This is a genomic window from Streptomyces tanashiensis, from assembly GCF_014648895.1.
GTDB classification, from domain to species: Bacteria; Actinomycetota; Actinomycetes; order Streptomycetales; family Streptomycetaceae; genus Streptomyces; species Streptomyces tanashiensis.
Window position 1 is genome coordinate 88,188 of the sequence record NZ_BMRZ01000021.1, and the last position, 19,472, is coordinate 107,659.

Sequence of the window (19,472 nt, forward strand, 5' to 3'; positions counted from 1 at the left end):
CCTGGCCCGGACTGAAAATTCAGTCAAGATCGCTGGATCACTTCTCCCGAGACCCTGACCAGCGAGTTCCCCCTTCGGTAGGGAATGTGACGGTTGTACGCCCCCAGGTCGGGCCGAGAAGGCCCGAGGCGAGCCGCGAGGTGGGGCACTCGTGACGGCAGAGCCCACAGCACCTTGAGAGAAATCGACCTCGGCCCTGACTTTTCAGTCAGGGCCGAGGTCGTGAGGCCTTGCTGCGGGCATGCCCGCCCATGTCAGCCGGATGTACGCGACGCCTGACGGCTCGTCACTGCAGGCCTCCGCGTGCCGCGCTGACGCCGTTCTCTCCCCTCAGGCCCCGCGAGGTGTCACGGATGGCTTCGGCGACGTCCTCCGGATGTGTCAACTGGGGGTGGTGCCCCGCGCCGTCGATGACTGTCACGGTGGCGTCCGGGAGGACGCTCAGCAGGGACTCCCCTTCGGCGGTGAGCGGATCGCGGGAGCCCACGACGATGTGGACGTGCCCTGGGTAGCACCGCAGCTTCTCGCGCAGATCCGCGCGCCATCGCGCGTTCCCGCCGGCGGCCAGGAGCCGGGCGGTGGTGGCGGCGACGCTGCCGCGACGGAGATCCGCGACGGACGACCGGAGCGCGGTCGCGTGGTTCGTGCCGCCTGTCAGCCGCGCGGAAAGAGCCGTGGGAGTCGTACGGCGCAAGTACGGGCGGGTCAGGAGTGGCGACTTGGCCGTCCGGGGCGCGGACGCCTGGAGGAAGAACGGCGCTACGAGCGTGAGCCGGTCCACCGCATGGGGGTGGGCCGTCGCGGCTTCGACGGCGGCTGCGGCGCCGATGGAGTGGCCCACCAGGTGACGGGCACCGGTCTCGGTCACCAGGGCGGTCAGCCAGGCAGGCCAGTCGTCGTGACGCCCGGTGCTCATGCCCAGGCCCGGCAGGTCGACGGCCCGGGCGTCCCCGACCGCCGCGACGACCGGTGCCCAGGTGTCGGCGTTGACCGGAAGACCGGGCAGTACCAGCGTGGGTGCGCCCGGCTCGCCCAGTTCGAACGTCCGGATCCCACCCGGCTCGGTGAACCGCCGGTCGCCGGAGGGGGCGTCGCCGAAACGGTGGGCCGCCAGATGGTCGGCCCAGCGGTGGATCGTCGTGACGGTGTCCGGCACGGCCAGCCGGTGCCGGGCGGCGAAGACGTGGGCCGAGTCGGTCGGGTAGCGGTCGGCGGACAGGAACGTCAGCGTCTCCGGATCGGCTTTGGTGAGCCGGCGGGGAAGCCGCTTGAGCAGAGCCACCGGCACGCGCGCCCGGGGTGCCCTGACACCGTAGTGCTCCGCCACGAGCGTGAGCAGATCATGCAGTGCGGGAGTGTCGTCGTCCAGCAGCCAGTACGAGGTGCTCCGGGTGGCGGCGTCCATCGGCAGCAGAGTCATGAACCGGGCGAGATGGTCGGCCGCGACCACGGGGACGAACGTGCGCCTGTCGCCCGGCAACGCGGCGAGCGAGCCCTGCCAGAGGTCCTTCATGGTGGAGGCGAGTCCCAGGTACTGGTCGGATTCGCCGGTGATGCTGTCCCCGATGACGCTGGCCGGGTTGACGATGGACCAGGGCACGCCCGACTGCGTCGCCAGGTCCTGGAAGACGGCGTCCGCCTCGACCCTCGACGCCTCGTAGGCGCCCAGCGTCCGATAGGCCTCGCGTCGGCGCTCCTCGGTCCACGGCTCGGGGTCGTGCCCGCCCACGCGGTACCCGGAGACCTGAACCAGCCGACGCAGGTCGGGCAGCCGCGCCGCGAACGCGACGACCGCGCGGACGCTGTCGACATTGGCACGACGCGCCTCCTCCGCCGACATCCCGAACCGGTAGGCACCGGCGCAGTTGTAGATCTCGGTGATGTCGTCGCACTCGCCCTCGATCAGTGAATCCGTGGCGAAATCGACCCGGAGGTCGGCCGGGACCTGGTCGTGCCCGCGCCCCGCGAGCCAGTGGGCCAGCCGTTGACGGGACGCATCGCTCCGGTTCGCCGCGCTCACCCGAACGCCCGCCTGCCCGAGCGCGAGCACCACATGGCGCCCGATGAAGCCGCTCGCGCCCAGCACCAGGGCGTGCCTGCCGTCCGGGCTCATGCCGAGGCCTCCGCACCCTGCGCCAGGAGCACGTCGATCGCCTGGGCGGCGCAGTACAGGGGCTCCGTGGACCGCTGGGCGCGCGACACGATCACCGCTCCCTCCACCATGCTGACCATGGCGGTCGCCAGGGCGCGCGCGACGGGGCGAGGACGGCCATGGGCGATCAGCAGCTCGCTCACCGGCGCGATCCACGACTCGAAGGCCTGGGTGCAGGCCTCTCGCAGCCGTTCGCTCTCCGCCCCCATCTCCAGCGTCACCACCGAGACCGGGCAGCCCAGTCGGAACCCGCTGCCGTCGAGCATCCCGGCCAGTTCGTCGATCACACGACGCAGAACCTCGCCCGGCGTCGCCTGCTCCAGCGCCGCGTCGGCCACGAGGGAGCCGAATCGCTCCGCCGCGAGTTCGACGGCCTTCTCTCCGAGGGCCTGCTTCCCCTGGGGGTAGTGGAAGTAGAGGGACCCCTTCGGGGCGCCGGCGTGCTCCACCACCATGTTGAGCCCCGTGCCGCTGTACCCGTGCCGCTGGATCAGCTCCAGCATCGACTCCGCCAGCCGCAGGCTGGTCTTGGCTCCCTTGGTTTCAACCATGACTCGAAGAATAGACCGGTCTACATATTCTATCCAGCCCCCGATCGCAGAGAGGTCTGCGATCGGGGGCGCGAGCACCAGAAGGTTCTGCGGACGACGGAGGCCGAGGGCGAGCCCGGACCCCTCGCGTCGTGCCCCGTACGGCCCAGGCACGGCGCGCCCCGCCCGTACGGCCCGGAGCATGGAGAGGACGGCCCGCGCCGATTCCGCACCACCGGCACCGCCGCCACCGCCCCAGCACTCCCCGGAAAGGGCTCGGCCCATGACGTCGATGTCGTTCGACGACCCCGTATCCCCGCCCGAGGCGTCCGTCCGGGTGGCGGAGTGAGTACCGGCGCGGGCGGAGCCGCGGCAGGCCGGGGCCGCTACGGCCGGGACGAGTTCCGGCCCGAGCAGGCCGGCGAGGCCGAGCGGATCGATCTCGGGGCGCTCGCGTACGACGACCTCACCCTGACACGGTTGCGCGCCCTCGGAGTCGGGCCGGGATGGCACTGTCTGGACATCGGCGCCGGTACGGGCACGGTCTCGCGGCGCCTGTTGCGCGAGGCGGAGGTGGCGGGCGTGCTGGCCGTCGACCGTGATGTGCGCTTCCTCGCCGAACGGCCCGTACCGGGGCTCGACGTCCTTGAGGCCGACGTCACCGCGCCGGACTTCGCGCCGGGCCGGTTCGATCTGGTCCACGCGCGGTTCGTGCTGATGCACCTGCCGGAGCCCGAGCGGATGGTGTCGGCGCTGGCCGGGCTGGTCGCTCCGGGAGGGGTGCTGGTCCTCAGCGACGCGGTCGACCTGACCAGCGACCGTACGGGCGCAGAGCACTCGGCCTCGGACGGCGGGGCGGCGGCGGACACGCCGTACGCCGCGGCGATGCGCGCGATGTGGCAGGGGTTGCGCAGTTCCATCGGCACGGACGTCTCCTGGGTGCCGTCGTATCCGCAACTGCTGCGCGGGGCCGGCCTGAGGGGGGTCGGCGCCGAGATGTACGCTCCGCCGCTGCTGCGCGGCAGCCCGATCAGCCGGTTCTGGGCGGACACGTGGGAGCGGAGCCGGGCGTCGATGGTGGCCACCGGGCTGATCGACGGTGCCGGGATCGACGCGGCGGTCCGCTACCTGGACTCGGACGCGTGCGCGGCACTGTCCGCCGGGATGCTCACCGTCTGGGGCCGCAATCCGACGGCTCCGGGGGCGGCTCCACACTGACGCCCCCACATACTTGCAGTCGCCCCATATCGGCTCTCGCCGATTTTTGCCTTGCTGACGTATCCTGGGGTAAGACGCCACCGGAAGGAGACCGGACCCCATGACCGCCACGGACCCCGCACTCACCGCACTCGCCAGCGGCTGGGGCGCGCTCTCCCTGCTGCACGGCCGGATCGAGTCGCACATCGAGCGCGCCCTGCAGTCGGGGCACGACCTGAGCGTGCGGGAGTACTCCCTGCTCGACGTGCTCAGCCGACAGCACGACGGGGAAGGCGGACACCTCCAGATGAAGCAGGTCGCCGACGCGGTCGTGTTGAGCCAGAGCGCCACGACGCGCCTGGTCACACGCATGGAGGACCGCGGCCTGCTCTCGCGGTACCTGTGCCCGACCGACCGGCGCGGCATCTACGCCGACGTCACCGCGGCCGGCCGGAAGCTCCTCGCCGAGGCCCGGCCGACCAATGACGCCGCCCTCCGCCAGGCACTGGACGAGGCCGCCGAGAACCCCGAGCTGACCTCACTGGTCGCGGCGGTCGAGGCCGTCGACGCCGTGGACGTTCCGGCACAGCGCGCATAGGCCCCGCCGGGACCCCGCAGCCGCCCGCCGCTACGTCGGCACCACACCAGCCCCACCGTGAACCCCTACGCCCGCGATTCCGGGCATGCTCGTGCCGTTGGCCTGAAGTCACCAGACCTACCCCGCGGTCGGTGGCCTTCCGGGGGCCTCCGGCGGTGACGGGCCCGGCTCATCCCCTGTTCGCGTATGGGACGTTTCGTCGAGATCTGTCGTTCACGCTGGTCACGGGCCGCGGGGTGAGCCGCCTCGCGGGGGCCGTGAGGCCTCGACCCCCGGAACCCTCGGGTACACCACCGTTCATGGCCACCGGGGCCGATATCAGCCGGTCGGAAAGCGGCCATTCTTTGCCTCTGGCGTACCCCATCGACGATCTCCCGAGGGCGGCGGCTCGTTCCGGACGGTCGTCCGGATAGCGGGCAGAGAGTGTCATGACCTCATCACCACGCATCCTGGCCACCCTCTCCCCGCACCACTGCACGCTCCGCACCGCACCGTCAACCACGCACCGGCGGATGTCCGGAAGGGCTCACGCCCCGTCCCCTCCCCGGCACCGCCGCTGTACCTTCCTCCTGACCCGCCGACCCTGACGCCGACCGGGGTCACCCACGCTCTTGCTCCCCCAGGCCGCTTCGGCGGCCGCAGCAGCCCAGCGCACCACACTTCCCCCCGTGCCTCCCTCTGCCTTCCCCGGTGGTTCGTCATGCCCGCTGCACCCGCCCGGCCCCCCACCTCCCTCCCCAGGCCGTACGACTCCGGCCACCGGTAGGGACTCACCTGGCACCCAGCGGACGAGGAAGGCGAACACGACGGTGCGATTCCAATTACTCGGGCCCCTGAGCGTCACCGACGGGCGGGACGTCGTGATGCTCCCGCCCTCCAAACCGACGGCGCTGCTCGCCGCGCTGCTCGTCCGGCCGGGTTCCGTGGTCTCCGCCGACCGCCTGCGCGACATCGTCTGGGGCGAGGAGCACCCCACGACGGCCAAGACCGCCCTGCAGAGCTGCGTCCTGCGCCTGCGGCGGCTGTTCGCCAAGTACGGCATCGAGCACCAGGCCGTCGTCGCGGTGGCCGGCGGCTACCGCATCGATGCCGACGCCGACACGCTCGACCTGCTCCATTTCCGCCGGCTCGTCGAGCAGGCCGCGTCGTCCGGGAACGACTCCGAGCTGTACACGCTGCGCAGCGCGCTCGCCCTGTGGCAGGGGGGCCTGCTCTCCAACGTCCCCTCCGACCTGCTGCACCGGGACGAGGTGCCCCGTCTCGCGGAGGAGCGGCTGAGGGTGCTGGAACGGGTCTGCGACATCGAACTGGAGCACGGCCGATGTCGCGAAGCACTCGTTGATCTTTGGGAGGTTACGCGCGTATACCCGGCCCATGAGCGGTTCGCCGAGCAGCTGATCGAGGCCCTGTACCGGACGGGGCGGCAGACCGAGGCGCTCGCGGAGTACCGCAGGGTCAAGGGCCATCTGCGCGAGCGGCTCGGCGTCGATCCGCGGGCCGAACTCCAGCGTCTGGAAATGGCGATCCTGCGGGGTGAGGACCTCGGCCGCGTCGAGGCGGCGCGAAGACCGGACGCACCGACGGAACAGACCGCGACCCCTGCCGCCCAGGACCGCCAGACTTCTCCGGACTCTCCGGACTCCCCGGACTCCCCGGACTCTTCGGCTTCCGCGGAGCGGAATGCCCTCGCCGGCCCAGTCCCACCCCCACCCCCGCCCCTTCCCTCCGTCCCCGGTTTCACCGGACGGGAGCACGAAGTCGACTCCCTGGTACGGCTGCTGACGAACGAGAGACCCGGCGGCGGCTCCGAGCGGGCTCCGCTCGCCGTCCTCTCCGGAGCGCCCGGCATCGGCAAGACCGCCCTCGCGCTGCACGTCGCCCACCTGGTGAACGGTCACTTCCCGGACGGTTGCCTCCTGGTGTCGCTGACCCGGCCGGACGGCAGTCCCCGCCCGGCCGAGGAGGCCGCCGACGAGCTCCGTCACGTGCTGCACGCCGGGCCCGGAGCGGGCCGGGGCCGTGTCCTCCTCGTCCTGGACGACGTCGTGCACCCCGATCAGGTCCGCCCGCTGCTGACCGCGTACGCCCGCGGCGCGGCCATCGTCACCAGCAGGATGGGGCTCGCCGCGCTCGTCGCCACCCACGGCGGCACCGTGCACCGGCTCGGAGCCCTCGGCCCGGAGCAGTCGCAAGCGCTGCTCACCGCCGTCCTCGGCCGGGAGCGGATGGCCGCCGAGCCCACCGCGGCGCTCCCCCTCGCGCACGCCTGCGGCCACCATCCGCTCGCCCTCCGCATCGCCGCCGCCCGGCTGCTCACCCGGCCCCGGCTGCGCCTCGCCGACTACGCCGAATGGCTCCGGCACGACCCCGTCGGCCGGCTCAGCCTCGCCGACGACCCCCGCATGTCGGTGCCGCAGCGGCTCGACGAGGCTCTGCGGCGGCTCCCTCCCGCGCTCGCCGAGGCACATCTGCGCCTCGCCTCTTCGCCCCACGACCCGCTCACCACCGCCAGGGCAGCCGGCCTCCTCGGCCTTCCGGAGGACACGGCGGAGCAGGTGATCGAGCACCTTCTCGACGCCGGCCTCCTGGAGGAGGGGCAGCCCGGCGCCTTCTGGACGCACGATCTGCTGCGGGCGCACGCCCGCCGTGCGGCGGGTTCCTCCGCCGGCCATGCCCCCGCGCTGCTGCGCCCGCCCCGGCACGGGGAGTTCCCGCAGCTGGACGGGACCAGGCCGGCCGCCCTGAGGTGACGACGGGGCCCCGCCCCCGTTCGCCGAACCCAGCACGCCGGACACGGCCCACAGGCCCCACGCACCCGAGCCCACCCGTACACCCCGCAGGCCCCACGCACCCGAGCCCACCCCGCACGCCCCGCACGCCCCGCAGCATCCCGAGCAGAGCAGTCGGCCCACCACCCCGGGCTCCGTCTCGCCGCCCCGTAACGAGAGGTGTGACGCACGCATGACCCTTACGTCGTACGCGGAGATCGCCGGAACCCGGCCCCGAGTCCGTCGAGATGTCCTGTTCACCCAGACCCCCAACGGCGTGATCTTCCACAACGCCGACGGCGGTTTCCAGCTCACCGCGAAGTCCGGCTATCGCTTCGCCACGCTCCTCATGCCGTACCTGGACGGCAGCCGAGCCGTCGAGGAGATCTGCGCGGGGTTCGGCGACGCGCAGAAGGCGATGGTGGGCGAACTGGTGCAGGCGCTCTACGGGCGGGGCTTCGCCCGCCCCGTGCCGGCGCCGGACGAGACGGCCGCCGAGCCCGCGCCCTCTCCGGAGGCCGCGGCCCGCTTCGCCCGGCAGATCGCGTACATCGACCACTACGCCGACGCCGCCGCGAGCCGCTTCGCGCGCTTCCGGGAAACCCGGGTCGCGGTCGTCGGCGACGGTCCGGTGGCCCGCTGGTGCGTGCTCTCCCTGATCCGGAACGGCTGCGCCACCGTCGGCGTCGACCGCTCGCTCGCCGAGGGCACCGCCGGTGTGACGCCGGAGGAGTTCGCGGCCGTCCGCGCGGAGGCCGCCGTCCTCGCCGAGGAAGGGTGCCCCGTCGAACTGCCGCTGCTGCCGGGGCGGGACACGGTCCGCGGCCGGGAAGCCTGGTCCGCGTACGAGGGGTACGACGTGGTGGTGGCCGCCGCCGGGTCCGACGTCCCGGGCCTTGTGCTGCCGCTGCTGCGGGAGGGCGTGCCTCGGGGTCGCACGCTGCTGCCCGCCTGGACGTTCGGCGGCTCGGCCGTCGTCGGCCCGGTGACGACCGCGGACTCGTCGTCCTGCTGGTCCTGCGCCGCGCTCCGGCTCGGCGCGGCCGGTGGTACCGCCGCGTCGGACGCCGCCGAGCTGTGGAGCGGTCTCGCCCTCGGCACCGGGACGCCCGGGCCCCGGCCCGCCGGGCCGCTCGCCGCGATGCTCGGGAACCTGCTCGGGTACGAGGTGTTCCGGCTGGTCACCGGGGCTCTGTCGGCCGAGACCCGGGACCGGGTGCTCGTCCAGTCCATGGCCAGCCTCGACGTCGCGTCGGAGCCGCTGCTCGCCCACCCGCGCTGTCCGTTCTGCTCGTCCGCCTCGGGCCTGCCCGAGCCGGTCGACGTGACGTCGGCGCCGGCGCGTCCCGCCTTCCTGCCGACGGTCGCCACCGCCCCCGACGACGACGCCGCCCAGGGGCCGCTCGCCGAACTGGAGCGGCGCTCGGCGCTCGTCCGCCCCTTCACGGGGGTCTTCACGTCGTACGCCGACGAACCGCTGACGCAGACCCCCCTCAAGGTGGGCTCGGTCGTCCTCGGTCTGGGCGCGCGGGGCACTCGTACGATCACGGCCTTCGACGTGCACCACACCGCCGGGGCCCGGCTGCGGGCGCTGAACGCGGCGGCGGCGGTCTACGCCGAACACGTGGTCCCGCCCGGTGTCTTCACGGAGCCGCTGGACGCCCTGCCCTCGGTGGCCGCCGACACCCTCACCATCGCGTCGGGCACGGGCGGCTCCGGCGGTGCGACGCGCTGGACCCCGGCCACCTCGCTCCTCACCAAGGACGTCGTCCGGGTGCCCACCGGCGCCGTGCGCCCCTTCGGCCCGGACAACGCCGACCGCCGCTTCGAGCCGACCCGGGCCGGAGCCGGGGCGGGGTCGGACCTCCCGGAGGCGGCGGCCGCGGGGCTGCTGTCGGCGCTCGCCCACGACGCCCTGCGCCGGGCCGTCACCGGCTCGGGTGACACGACCCTGATCGCACCCGAGGTCTTCGGCACGGACCCCGAGACGACGTTCCTGCTCCGGTCGGCCGCGCTGCTCGGCCTCACCGTCGAGCTGCTCGACCTCGGCGAGCGGGCGCACTCCGGCGCGTCGGTCGTCCTGGCGCGGACGGCGCCCGGCGACGCGGGCCCCTGCCGCTGGGCCGTCGGCGCCGCCCTCGACCTGAGGTCGGCCGCCGTCGACGCGGTCCGGGACCTGCTGGGAGAGGTCCAGCTCGCCGGGGAGGAGGTGGCCGACGACGAGGGCGATCCGCTGCTGCGCGACCTGGCCGCCTCCCTCGTGCCGGTCAAGGGGAGCGGGCCGGCGCGGTCGCCCGGCGCCCCCGTGGAGTGGCCCCACGTCCTGGAACGCCTCGCCGTCACGGGCCGGGACGCCTTCGTCGTCCCGACACACGCCACCGACCTGCCGACGGCGGGCATCCACACCGTACGTGTCCTGCTCACCCGGGACCCCCGATGAGAGCCGAGGCCGTGGCCTCGCCCGAGGCCGACACCGCGCCCCGGCCGCACTCCGGTGCCGCCGGTGCTCCCGCCGCGCCCGCTCGCGCCGGGTCCTCGTCCCGGTTCGCCGTCGCCCTGCGCGCGGCGCTCGACGAGATCGGGGCCGCCTCGGGCGATACCGTCGGCCCCGTGCCGGCCGTGACGGTCGCCGCTCTCGGTGTGCGGGACGCGTACACGGACACCGCCGACGGGCGCGGCCCCCGGCACGACTCCGCAGCCGCCGGCCGCCCGGTCCCCGTGCACCTCTACGGGCGCCAGGTCATCGTCGGCCCGTGGCCCGCGGCGCCCGGGGCCACCGAGCGCGCGGACCGCGCCGGCTGCGCGATCTGTCTCCGTCGCCGCTGGCAGGGAGTCCGCTCCGTGCCCCTGCGGGAGGGGCTCGAGCTCGGGTCGGAGACCCGCTCCGCGGGCGACTGGCCGTACGCCGTCCCCTTCGCCGCCACCGCGGTCGCCGCCCTGGTCGCGGGGCTCGCGGAACAGGAGCCGGCGCCCGGCCCGTACCCCCGTGTCCATCTCGTCGACCTCGACACCATGACCGTGCGGAACCATCCGCTCGTGCCCGACCCGGAGTGCCCCTGCTGCGGGACGCCCGAGGAGGACACCGCCGAGGCCGCCACGCTGACGCTGCGTCCGGCACCCAAGTACCGGCCCAGTGCCTTCCGGGTCCGCCGGATCGAGGACTACCGGCTGCCCGTGGACGCGTTCGCCAACCCCCACTGGGGCGCGATCGGCCCGTCCGTCGTCTGCGACGTCGCCTCGACCACCACCTCGGCCACCGTCGGCTGCTTCTCGTCCCGCTCCGGGGAGTACCTGCGCGAGACGTTCTGGGGCGGCCACGCAGACACCTACGCGCACAGCCAGCGCATCGGGGTCCTCGAAGGCCTTGAGCGCTACGCGGGGATGCGCGCCCGGACCCGGACGGCGCGTCTCCGGGCGTCCCTCGACGACCTCGGCCCGGTCGCCGTGGACCCGCGCGAGACCGGGCTGTACGCGGACGCGTTCCACCGCGACAACCCCCGGGTGCGGCCCTTCGCGCCGGACCGGGAGATCCCCTGGGTGTGGGGCTGGTCGCTGCGCGACGCGGCGCCGCGCGCGGTGCCGGAGATCCTGGCGTACTACCACGCCCCGGGCCTGGAGAACCGGTTCGTGCAGGAGAGCTCCAACGGGTGCGCGTCCGGCGGCAGCAAGGAGGAGGCCGTCTACTTCGGCCTGATGGAGGTCATCGAGCGGGACGCCTTCCTGCGCGCCTGGTACGGGCAGGTGCCGCTGCGTGAGATCGACCCGTCGACCAGCGCCCGGGCGAGCACCCGGCACATGGTCGACCGGCTGGCCATGTACGGCTACCGGGCGCGTTTCTTCGACACCCGCGCCGACCTCCCGGTCCCGGTGGTCACCGCGTGCGCCGAGCGGTTCGACGGGGGCGTGGGCCGCATGTGCTTCGGCGCGGGCGCGGGACTCGACCCCGAGTCCGCCCTGGACTCGGCGCTCTGCGAGATCGCCACCGACTCCGTCAACCTCGTCGGCCGGACCCGGCGCGACGAGGCGCGGCTGCGGGCGATGGCCGCCGACTTCGACCGGGTCACCACGCTCCACGACCATCCGCTGGTCTACGGCGTCCCGGAGATGGGCCGGCACGCCGACTTCCTGCTGCGCCGGCCGGACGGCCTGCCTCCCCTCGCGGTCGCCGACCTCGCGTGGCCGGACGCCGACGGTGCCACCGTCGGCACGGACCTGCGCGAGGACCTGCTGCGCGCCGTGGGCGCGGTGACCGCCGCCGGCTTCGACGTGGTGGTGGTCGACCAGACCCTGCCGGAACAGCGCGCGCTCGGTCTGCACACCGTCAAGGTCCTGGTGCCCGGACTCCTGCCCATCGACTTCGGCTGGTCCCGGCAGCGGGCCCGCCACATGCCCCGGATGCGCGCGGCCCTGGGCGCCGCCGGGCTCCACCCCGCACCCCATCCCTTCCCGTAGCGGCGCCCGTCCCGCATACCGTCCGAAAGGAGGCCGACCCCATGGGGTACGCCCATGAGTACGCCGATGCCGTCCTGCACCGCGGCCGCGTTCCGATGGAACCCGCCGACTTCGTCCCCGACTGGCCCGACGGGCCGCGCCGGGGGAAGTTCTATCCGGGCGTGGAGTCCTACACCCTGCCCGACGGGGACGACCTGGCCGACGCGCCCGCGTGGGCCGGCCTTCTCCCCCGGCCCGGCGGCGGGCCCTCGGCCGCGGATCCGGCCGGTCCGACAGGGGTGCCCGGCGGTTTCACCCTCCCCCTGCTGTCCGCGATGCTCAAGGACTCGTACGGGCTGACCGGCCGCCGTCTCGGCATCCAGGCCAACAGCGACCTGTCCGGGCTGCCCTTCTACACCCACGCCAACTGGTCCCGCGGCACGGCGGGCGGCGGCGGTCTCTACCCGGTCGGCGTCTACTGGGCCTCGGGTCCTTCGGGCCCGCTCACGCCCGGCATCCACTACTACGACGTCCAGCGGCACGCCGTACAGCGGCTGTTGACGGGGGACGTGACGGCCCGGGTGCGCGAGGCGCTGGGGCAGGACGCCCCCGCCGAGGCCCTGGAGACCGACCAGTACCTGATCCTCGGTGTGAAGTACTGGCAGACGGCCTTCAAGTACAACAGCTTCGGCTACCACGTGGTCTGCACGGATGTCGGGACGCTCGTGCAGACCTGGCGCATCTGGGCCGCCGCCCACGGGCTGCGGACCGCGCCCGTCCTGTGGTTCGACGAGCCCCGGCTGAACGGGCTGCTCGGCACGGTCGGCGAGGAGGAGGGTGTCTTCGCCGTCGTGCCCCTGCGCTGGGACGGCGACGGCACCGTGCCGCGTACGGCGGTGGCCGACGGCCCCGACCCGGCGGTGCGGCACCGGGATGTCGAGCGCTCCCGTACCGTCATCGCGTTCCCCACGGTGCTCGCGATGCACGCGACGACCGTGGCGGGCGCCGCCGAACGGCCCGCGCCCGGAGCGCTCGCCCCGGCGGCCGCCCGTCCCGTCCCCGCGGGCGGCACCCGGGTCCCTCTGCCCGCGCCCGCCTTCCCCGAGGTGCCGGTGCGCCGCGTCCTGCGGAGCCGGCGCAGCAGTTTCGGGCGCTTCGACGCGGCCGACCCCGTCACGCCCGGCCAGCTGTCGTCCGTACTCGCGGCCTGCGCGGCGACCTCCCTCGGCGGGGAGGCCGATCCGGACGGCACGCTCCAGCAGGTCCGTCTCTACGCCTTCGTCAACCACGTCCAGGACATCGCCCCCGGCGCGTACGTCTACGACCCCGACGCGGGTGATCTCGCGCTCGTCGTCCCCGGCCCGCAGGGAGCGTTCCTCCAGGAGAACTACTTCCTGGCCAACTACAACCTGGAGCAGGCCGGCGTCGTCCTCGTGCCGACGGTGCGGACGACGGCCGTCCTGGACGCGGTCGGGGACCGCGGCTACCGGCTCGCCGTCGGCACGGCGGGCGCCGTGGCGCAGACGTTCTATCTGGCGGCGTCCGCCCTGTCGCTCGGCGCGGGGGTGGCACTGGGCTTCGACAACGTGTCGTTCGTCGAGAGGCTCGGCCTGGAGGGCACCGCCGAGGCGCCCCTGCTGATCATGCCGCTCGGCAACGAACGACCGGGCCCCGCCGACTTCCGTCACGAGATCGCCTGAGGGGGCCCGCGATGACACCGCTGACCAGTTCCGGGACCGGCACCAGAGCCGATGCGAGCACCGGCATCCCGCTCCCCTCTTCGGTCACATGGGAGGTGGGCCGGCGCTTCCTGCTCCGCGCCGCCGGCCTGCCCGTGGAGACCGTGCACGGGCTGCGCTGCCCTCGGACCCACGCCTGGGCCGACGAGGTCCTCGCCCGCGAGGAGCGTCTCGCCCACGACGCCGCCGCCCTGAGCGAGGAGCTCCATGCCCTGGTCGAGGCGGCCGACGCCGACGGCGACGAGGCCCGGCGGGCGCTCCTCGCCCTGCGCCGCCAGATCTTCAACAACCGACTGCCCGCCGACCCCGGCGCGGCCGAGCGGCTCGTGGCCGGGCTCGACGAGCCGGCCGGCGCGCGGGTCTCCGCCTGGCTGGACGAGCGCCTCGCGTACGGCGAACTCCTCGGCGCGGGCCCGGCCCTCCTCGCGGAGGAACTGCGCACCGCACGCGGCGAGTTGCGGACCGCGCTCTCTCGCGAGCCGCTGCGCCGGGGGCTGCTCCTGGCGTCACCGGTGCTCGACAGCCGGCTCGACGCCTACCTCGGCGACACCCGCGCCGACCCGGGCAAGCGGATGCGCAAGATCGAACGGTCGGCGCTCGCGTACCTCTACCGCACGGCGTGCAAGACCAGCCCGTTCAGCACGCTCACGCCGGTCGCGACCGGGGTCTTCGAGGCCGGGGCCGGCGAGGGCGCCGACCTGCGCGTCGACGGGCCGGAGGCCTGGACAGGTCACGTACGGCTCAACGTGGTCGCGCTGGGGCGGCTCGCCGAGCTGATCCTGGCCGACCCCGTGCGCCGCCAGGACCTCCCCGTCGCGCTGTCCCCGGGATGGGGCCGTGACGAGGACCGGATCCGCTACGTACGGCAGTGGGTGACGAGCGGCGACGACGACGCGTCCGTCACGTTCGACTCCGTCCGCGACCGGCTGTTCTACCTCCGGGGCAGCGGCACCCTGGAGCGTCTGCTCGCGTTCCTCGACGAGCGTGCGGGGCTGCGCCACCGCGACCTGGTCGAGTGGCTCAGGACCGAGCACGGTGCCGACCCCGGCGAGTGCGAGCGGTACGCCGCCGCGCTCCTCCAGCTCGGTATCGTCCAAGTGCCGTGCCTGCGCACCGATGTGCACAGCCCCGACCCGCTGCGTTCGTTCCAGCTCGCCCTGCGCGACCTGGCGGCCCCATGGGCCGATGCGGTGGCCGGCGCCCTGGACGGCCCGACCGCATGCCTGGCCGCGTACCCCGCCGCCGGTCTCGCCGAACGGCGCGCGCTCCTGCGGACTCTCCGCGAGCAACTCCTCGACGTCCAGCGGGATCTTGGAGCGGCGGAGCCCACGCTGCCGCGCACGCTTCTCTACGAGGACGTCAGCGCGGGCTCCGACCTGACCTGCGGAACGGGCCTTCTGACGGGTGCGACGGGGCAGGCCCTGAGGGCGGTCGAGGGCGTCCTGCCGATGTTCGACCTCACGCTGCCCCACCGCATCACGCTGCACGGCTTCTTCCTGGCCCGCTTCGGGCGCGGCGGCCGCTGCGACGACCTGCTCGGCCTCGTGCACGACTTCCACGAGGACTTCTTCGACCAGTACGTCTCCTTCGCCGCGAAGCGCACGACGTTCGACGCGAACGGGGAGTACGTCCCCGAGGAGAACTGGCTCGGCCAGCCAGCGCTGCGCGCCCTGGACGGCGCCCGGCGCCGCTTCGTCATGGGAATGCGGGAGTCGTGGGAGTCATGGGAGCCGAACGGAACGGACGACGAACTACGGCTTCCGGCCTCTCTGCTCGCCGCCGTGTCGGCTGAACTGGAGCCGCTGGTCGGCGATTTCGTCCCGCAGAGCCATCACCTCCAGGTGGCCCTTCCCTCCCCGGACAGCGAGGCGGGCCCCCGCGTGGTCCTCAACCGCTCGTACGGCGGACTCGCCTTCCCCTTCAGCCGCTTCACCCACGCCTACGACGGGATGCCGGGGTCCGTACCGCCCGGCGGGGCCGGACTCTCGGAGCGGCTGCGCGCCGAGCTGCGCGACCACCGGCCTCGGGGGGCCGTGTTCGCCGAGCTGACCGGTGGTCCCGTCACCAGCAACCTCAATCTGCACGGCAGGCTGACGGACTACCAGATCGTGTGCCCCGGCGAGACGTCCACGGTTCCGGAGGATGCCCGACTCGACCTGAGCGACCTGTCGTTGGAGCACGACGAGCAGACCGACCGTCTCGTGCTGCGCTCGCGCCGGCTCGGCCGTGAGGTGGTCCCGGTCTATCTCGGGTACCTCGTGCCGGTGGCCCTGCCGGAGATCCCCCGTACCCTGCTGCTGCTCTCGCCGAGCTCCATGACGCCGACCGATGTCTGGGGCGGTGTTCCCGAGGGGCCGGCCGTCGACGGTGTCACGCGCAGGCCGCGGGTGGTCCACGGCGACATCGTGCTGAGCCGTCGCAGCTGGACGGCCGACGCCGCCGTGCTGCCGGTCCGCCGCCCCGGCACGGACGAGGCGTCGTGGTACCTGGAGTGGCGGCGCTGGCAGCACCGGCACGGCCTGCCCGACCAGGTCTTCGCCACGGTGCTGCGCGAGGGCCGCAGGGCTCTGGGCGCCAAGCCCGTGTACGTGGACTTCGCGAGTCCGCTGTCGCTGACCTCGTTCGACGCCCTGGTGGACCGGGAGCCGGGCACCGGGGTGGCGCTGCGCGAGATGCTCCCGGCCGAGGACGCGCTGCACCTGACCTCTCCCCAGGGCCGGCACGTGGCCGAACTGGCCGTGGAGACCTTCACTTCCCGCCACCGCACCGAGGACGGCCCGACATGCCCGAACTGATCTCCCCGCACCCCGTCCCCGCGCCCCACGTCGCGCCCGGCCCGGGCGCTCCCGGTCTCCCGGCCCAGGAACCGGGAGCGTGGATCGCCCTGCACGTCTTCTACGCCGCCAGCCCGCGGCCGATGCTGGTGGACTGCGTCCGGCCGCTCGTCGCCCGGCTCGCCGAGGAGGGGCTGCTCGCGGGTCACTTCTTCATCAACTACTGGCTGGAGGGCCCGCATGTGCGGCTCCGCCTGCGCCCCGCGAGCCCGGCCGCGGCTCCCGAGGTGAGACGCCGGGCCGAGGAGGCGCTCACCGCCTTCCTCAGGAGCCGTCCCGCGCTGTACGAGGTCGACTCCGGCTTCCTCAAGGACTTCTACAACGCGCTGTTCGACATTGAGTTCCCCGGGGAGGACCGGGGGCGGTACATGGGCGACGACGGCCGGATGAGGCTGCGACCGAACAACAGCTTCAGCGAGGAGCCGTACGCCCCCGAGTACGCCAAGTACGGCGGCCCGGCCGGTGTCGAGCTCGCCGAGTGGCACTTCCGCCACTCCAGCGAGCTGGTCGTCGACGCCTTCCGCACCATGAACCTCCACCTCCGCACCGTGCTCCTCGGCACGTCCGCGCAGCTGATGATGGTGATGGCGAGCTGCTTCCTGCCGGAGGAGGACCGGCTCGCCGACTACCTGGACGGCTACTACGAGTTCTGGCACCGGGCCTTTCCCGGGACCGGGTTCATCGGCTCGAAGGAGTACGAGCGGAACTACGCCGAGATGGCGCCCGCCCTGGGCCGCCGGTTCGCCGCCGTCCGGGCCGCGATCGCGAGCGGCGAGCTGGAGCGGCTCCCCTCCTTCCTGCGGGGCTGGGCCGAGCACTGCCTGGAACTGAGGAATCGTATCGAGGAGTTGACGGGGCGGGGCGAGCTCCTGTTCCCGCTCCGGGAGGGGCCCGCCCGTGAGGACACCGGGCAGATCCGCGCGGAACCGGCGGACGCCGTCCCCACAGCGCCGCTGACCCATCTGCCGTCGGTCCTCCCCCGGCTCCTCTCCCCGTACATGCACATGACCAACAACCGGCTGCATGTGACGATCCGCGACGAGGCCTACCTCTCCTTCGTCCTCGGCCAGGTCCTCAGAGACCCGCACGTCGCGGCGGCGGACGCATGACCGCCGCCGCAGCGCGGGCCTATCGCCCCACCCTCCGGCCGGGAGTGCTCCTCAGCCCGCCTCTGCTGCGCGGTCCCCGGACCGTGCACCTCGTCAAACACCCCGTGACCGGGGCCGCGTTCGAGGTGGGGATCAAGGAGCACTTCCTCATATCGCGCCTCGACGGCACGCGGAACCTGGAAGACCTCGCACCCGTGTACGCGGAACAGTTCGGCCGCCGGCTCGGCGAGGAGCACTGGAACCGGCTCCTCGGCCTCCTCGGGACCCGGGGCCTCCTCGACGGCGCGCCCGATCCGGCCGCCCCGACCCCCGCCCCTCAACGCCCCAACTCCCTCTGGCGCGGGACCCGTCCGATGGTCGCGGACGCCGACGCGACCACCGCCCGACTCCACCGCCTCCTGCGTCCCCTCCTCCACCCGGCCATCCAACTCCCGCTCCTGGCATCCGTCTTACTCCTCATCGGCGCGCTGGCATGGCGGACGGGTGCGCTGCTCGACGGCACCGCCGAACTGGTCCGGCAGCCGTTCGCGCTGATGGGCGTCGCACTGTTCCTCTGGGCGAGCATCACGCTCCACGAGCTGGCGCACGGCGTCGCCGCTCAGCACTACGGGGGGCACGTCGCCGAAATCGGCCTCCGCTGGCGCTTCCCCGCCGCCCTCCTCTACTGCACGGTGGACAACTACCTCTTTCTGCCGGGTCGGAGGGCCAAGCTGGTCATCGCCGGAGCCGGCGCCTACCTCAACATGCTGCTCCTGCTGCCCTTCGGCATCTGGTGGTTCCTGCTTCCCGCCGAGGCGCCGGAGCGTCCCCCGCTCGCCGGACTCCTGGTGCTCGGCACGATCCAGGCGCTGAGCAATCTCGTACCGCTGCCACCGCTCGACGGGTACCGGATGCTCGGACACGCCCTCGGAGCCGATCACCTCGCCCCCGAGACCCGTGCCTATCTGGCGTTGCGCCGCCGCGGCGCAGAAGGGGCCGAGGCCCTGGCCGGCTACTCGGCGCGAGCCCGGCGGATCTACACGGCGTACGCGCTCGGCTCCACCGCCGTGGTCCTGCTCTCCGCGGCGGCCACGATCACGTTCGTGCTCCACCTGCTCGGCTGACCCGAAGGAACCACGCACCACATGAGTGAGGTACAGGCCATGTCAACCACATCCGCCGCGGACGGCTCGCCGACCGCCGCCGTCCAGGTCCGGGGAGTCTCCAAGCGGTACGGGGACCGCCAGGCCGTGGACGACGTCTCCCTGGAGATCCACCGGGGCGAGTTCTTCGGTCTCCTCGGCCCCAACGGTGCGGGCAAGTCCACCCTGATCGAGATCATGGAGGGACTGCGCCGGGCCGACACGGGCACGGTCGCGGTCCTCGGTCAGTCGCCCTGGCCCCGCAACACCGCGCTGCTCCCCCGGCTCGGCGTGCAGACCCAGAGCTCTGCGTTCTTCGTACGGCAGACCGCCCACGAGCATCTGCGGACCGTCGCCGCGCTCTACGGCGCGCCCCGCAGCGCCGTCGACGCCACCCTCGAGTCCGTGGGTCTCACCGAGCAGCGGGGCGTCCAGGTCGAGAACCTCTCGGGTGGTCAGCGGCAGCGGCTGGCGATCGCCTCCGCGCTCGTCCACGGTCCCGAGCTGATCTTCCTCGACGAGCCGACCGCCGCCCTCGACCCGCAGGCGCGGCGCGCCCTGTGGGAGGTGCTCCGGGGGCTGAAGGCGGAGGGGCGCACCATCGTGCACACCACCCACCACCTCGACGAGGCGGAGGCGCTCTGCGACCGGATCGCCATCCTGGTGGACGGCCGGATCGCCGTGACCGACTCCCCGCACAACCTGGTCGGCGCCTCGCGGGCCCCGAGCCGTCTTCTGCTTCCCCTGGGCCTCCTCGACGAAGGACGGGCCGCGGCGATCGAGGGCGTCGAACGGGTCAGCGTCGAGGGCGGCTCGCTCGTCCTGGAGACCCACGCGTCCGGCCGTGTCCTCTCCGCCGTGGACAAACTGGTCGGTCTCGACGGCGTCCAGACCCGCTCCGCCAGCCTCGAGGACGTCTACCTCGACCTGACCGCCCGCCTCGCCGGCACCGGACGGTCCGCCCACCCGCACGCCGAGACCACGGAGGCCTGA

General features: G+C 73.5%; 12 protein-coding genes. 10 read left to right on the top strand and 2 right to left on the bottom strand.

Annotated elements, in window-relative coordinates; genetic code table 11:
• Positions 1-286: 286 nt before the first annotated feature.
• Positions 287-2,113, bottom strand: coding sequence for an alpha/beta fold hydrolase (locus IE237_RS36510; RefSeq protein ID WP_189806483.1), 1,827 nt, complete (start codon positions 2,111-2,113; stop codon positions 287-289).
• On the bottom strand, positions 2,110-2,703 hold the full coding sequence (locus IE237_RS36515; protein ID WP_229843899.1) for a TetR/AcrR family transcriptional regulator: 594 nt from the start codon (positions 2,701-2,703) through the stop codon (positions 2,110-2,112). Before IE237_RS36515 ends, IE237_RS36510 begins: the two co-directional genes overlap by 4 nt.
• 324 nt (positions 2,704-3,027) lie before the next feature.
• On the opposite strand from IE237_RS36515, the gene IE237_RS36520 reads away from it, so the two are divergent.
• From IE237_RS36520 to IE237_RS36565, 10 genes are all read left to right on the top strand, one after another.
• Complete coding sequence (locus tag IE237_RS36520) at positions 3,028-3,900, top strand: class I SAM-dependent methyltransferase (protein WP_189806484.1); 873 nt, start codon at positions 3,028-3,030, stop codon at positions 3,898-3,900.
• Between the two features lie 100 nt (positions 3,901-4,000).
• Positions 4,001-4,477 carry a MarR family winged helix-turn-helix transcriptional regulator gene (locus IE237_RS36525; protein WP_189806485.1) on the top strand — a complete coding sequence of 159 codons (477 nt, stop codon included), beginning with the start codon at positions 4,001-4,003 and terminating at the stop codon, positions 4,475-4,477.
• Between the two features lie 809 nt (positions 4,478-5,286).
• Positions 5,287-7,227 (top strand): AfsR/SARP family transcriptional regulator, encoded by a 1,941-nt coding sequence (locus tag IE237_RS36530; protein WP_189806486.1) that lies wholly within the window; start codon positions 5,287-5,289, stop codon positions 7,225-7,227.
• A 211-nt stretch (positions 7,228-7,438) separates the two neighbouring features.
• A complete protein-coding gene (locus tag IE237_RS36535; protein WP_189806487.1) occupies positions 7,439-9,685 on the top strand; it encodes a TOMM precursor leader peptide-binding protein in 2,247 nt (748 codons plus the stop codon).
• Positions 9,682-11,697 carry a TOMM precursor leader peptide-binding protein gene (locus IE237_RS36540; protein ID WP_189806488.1) on the top strand — a complete coding sequence of 672 codons (2,016 nt, stop codon included), beginning with the start codon at positions 9,682-9,684 and terminating at the stop codon, positions 11,695-11,697. The genes IE237_RS36535 and IE237_RS36540 overlap by 4 nt, the downstream gene beginning before the upstream one ends.
• 41 nt (positions 11,698-11,738) lie before the next feature.
• A complete protein-coding gene (locus tag IE237_RS36545) occupies positions 11,739-13,376 on the top strand; it encodes a nitroreductase family protein (protein ID WP_189806489.1) in 1,638 nt (545 codons plus the stop codon).
• Positions 13,377-13,387: 11 nt separating this feature from the next.
• Positions 13,388-16,210, top strand: a complete 2,823-nt coding sequence (locus IE237_RS36550; RefSeq protein ID WP_189806490.1) for a lantibiotic dehydratase — start codon at positions 13,388-13,390, stop codon at positions 16,208-16,210.
• Positions 16,198-17,358 carry a lantibiotic dehydratase C-terminal domain-containing protein gene (locus IE237_RS36555; RefSeq protein WP_189806491.1) on the top strand — a complete coding sequence of 387 codons (1,161 nt, stop codon included), beginning with the start codon at positions 16,198-16,200 and terminating at the stop codon, positions 17,356-17,358. The genes IE237_RS36550 and IE237_RS36555 overlap by 13 nt, the downstream gene beginning before the upstream one ends.
• Positions 17,355-18,461, top strand: a complete 1,107-nt coding sequence (locus tag IE237_RS36560; protein ID WP_189806492.1) for a metalloprotease — start codon at positions 17,355-17,357, stop codon at positions 18,459-18,461. Before IE237_RS36555 ends, IE237_RS36560 begins: the two co-directional genes overlap by 4 nt.
• 21 nt (positions 18,462-18,482) lie before the next feature.
• Positions 18,483-19,472, top strand: a complete 990-nt coding sequence (locus tag IE237_RS36565) for an ABC transporter ATP-binding protein (protein WP_189806493.1) — start codon at positions 18,483-18,485, stop codon at positions 19,470-19,472.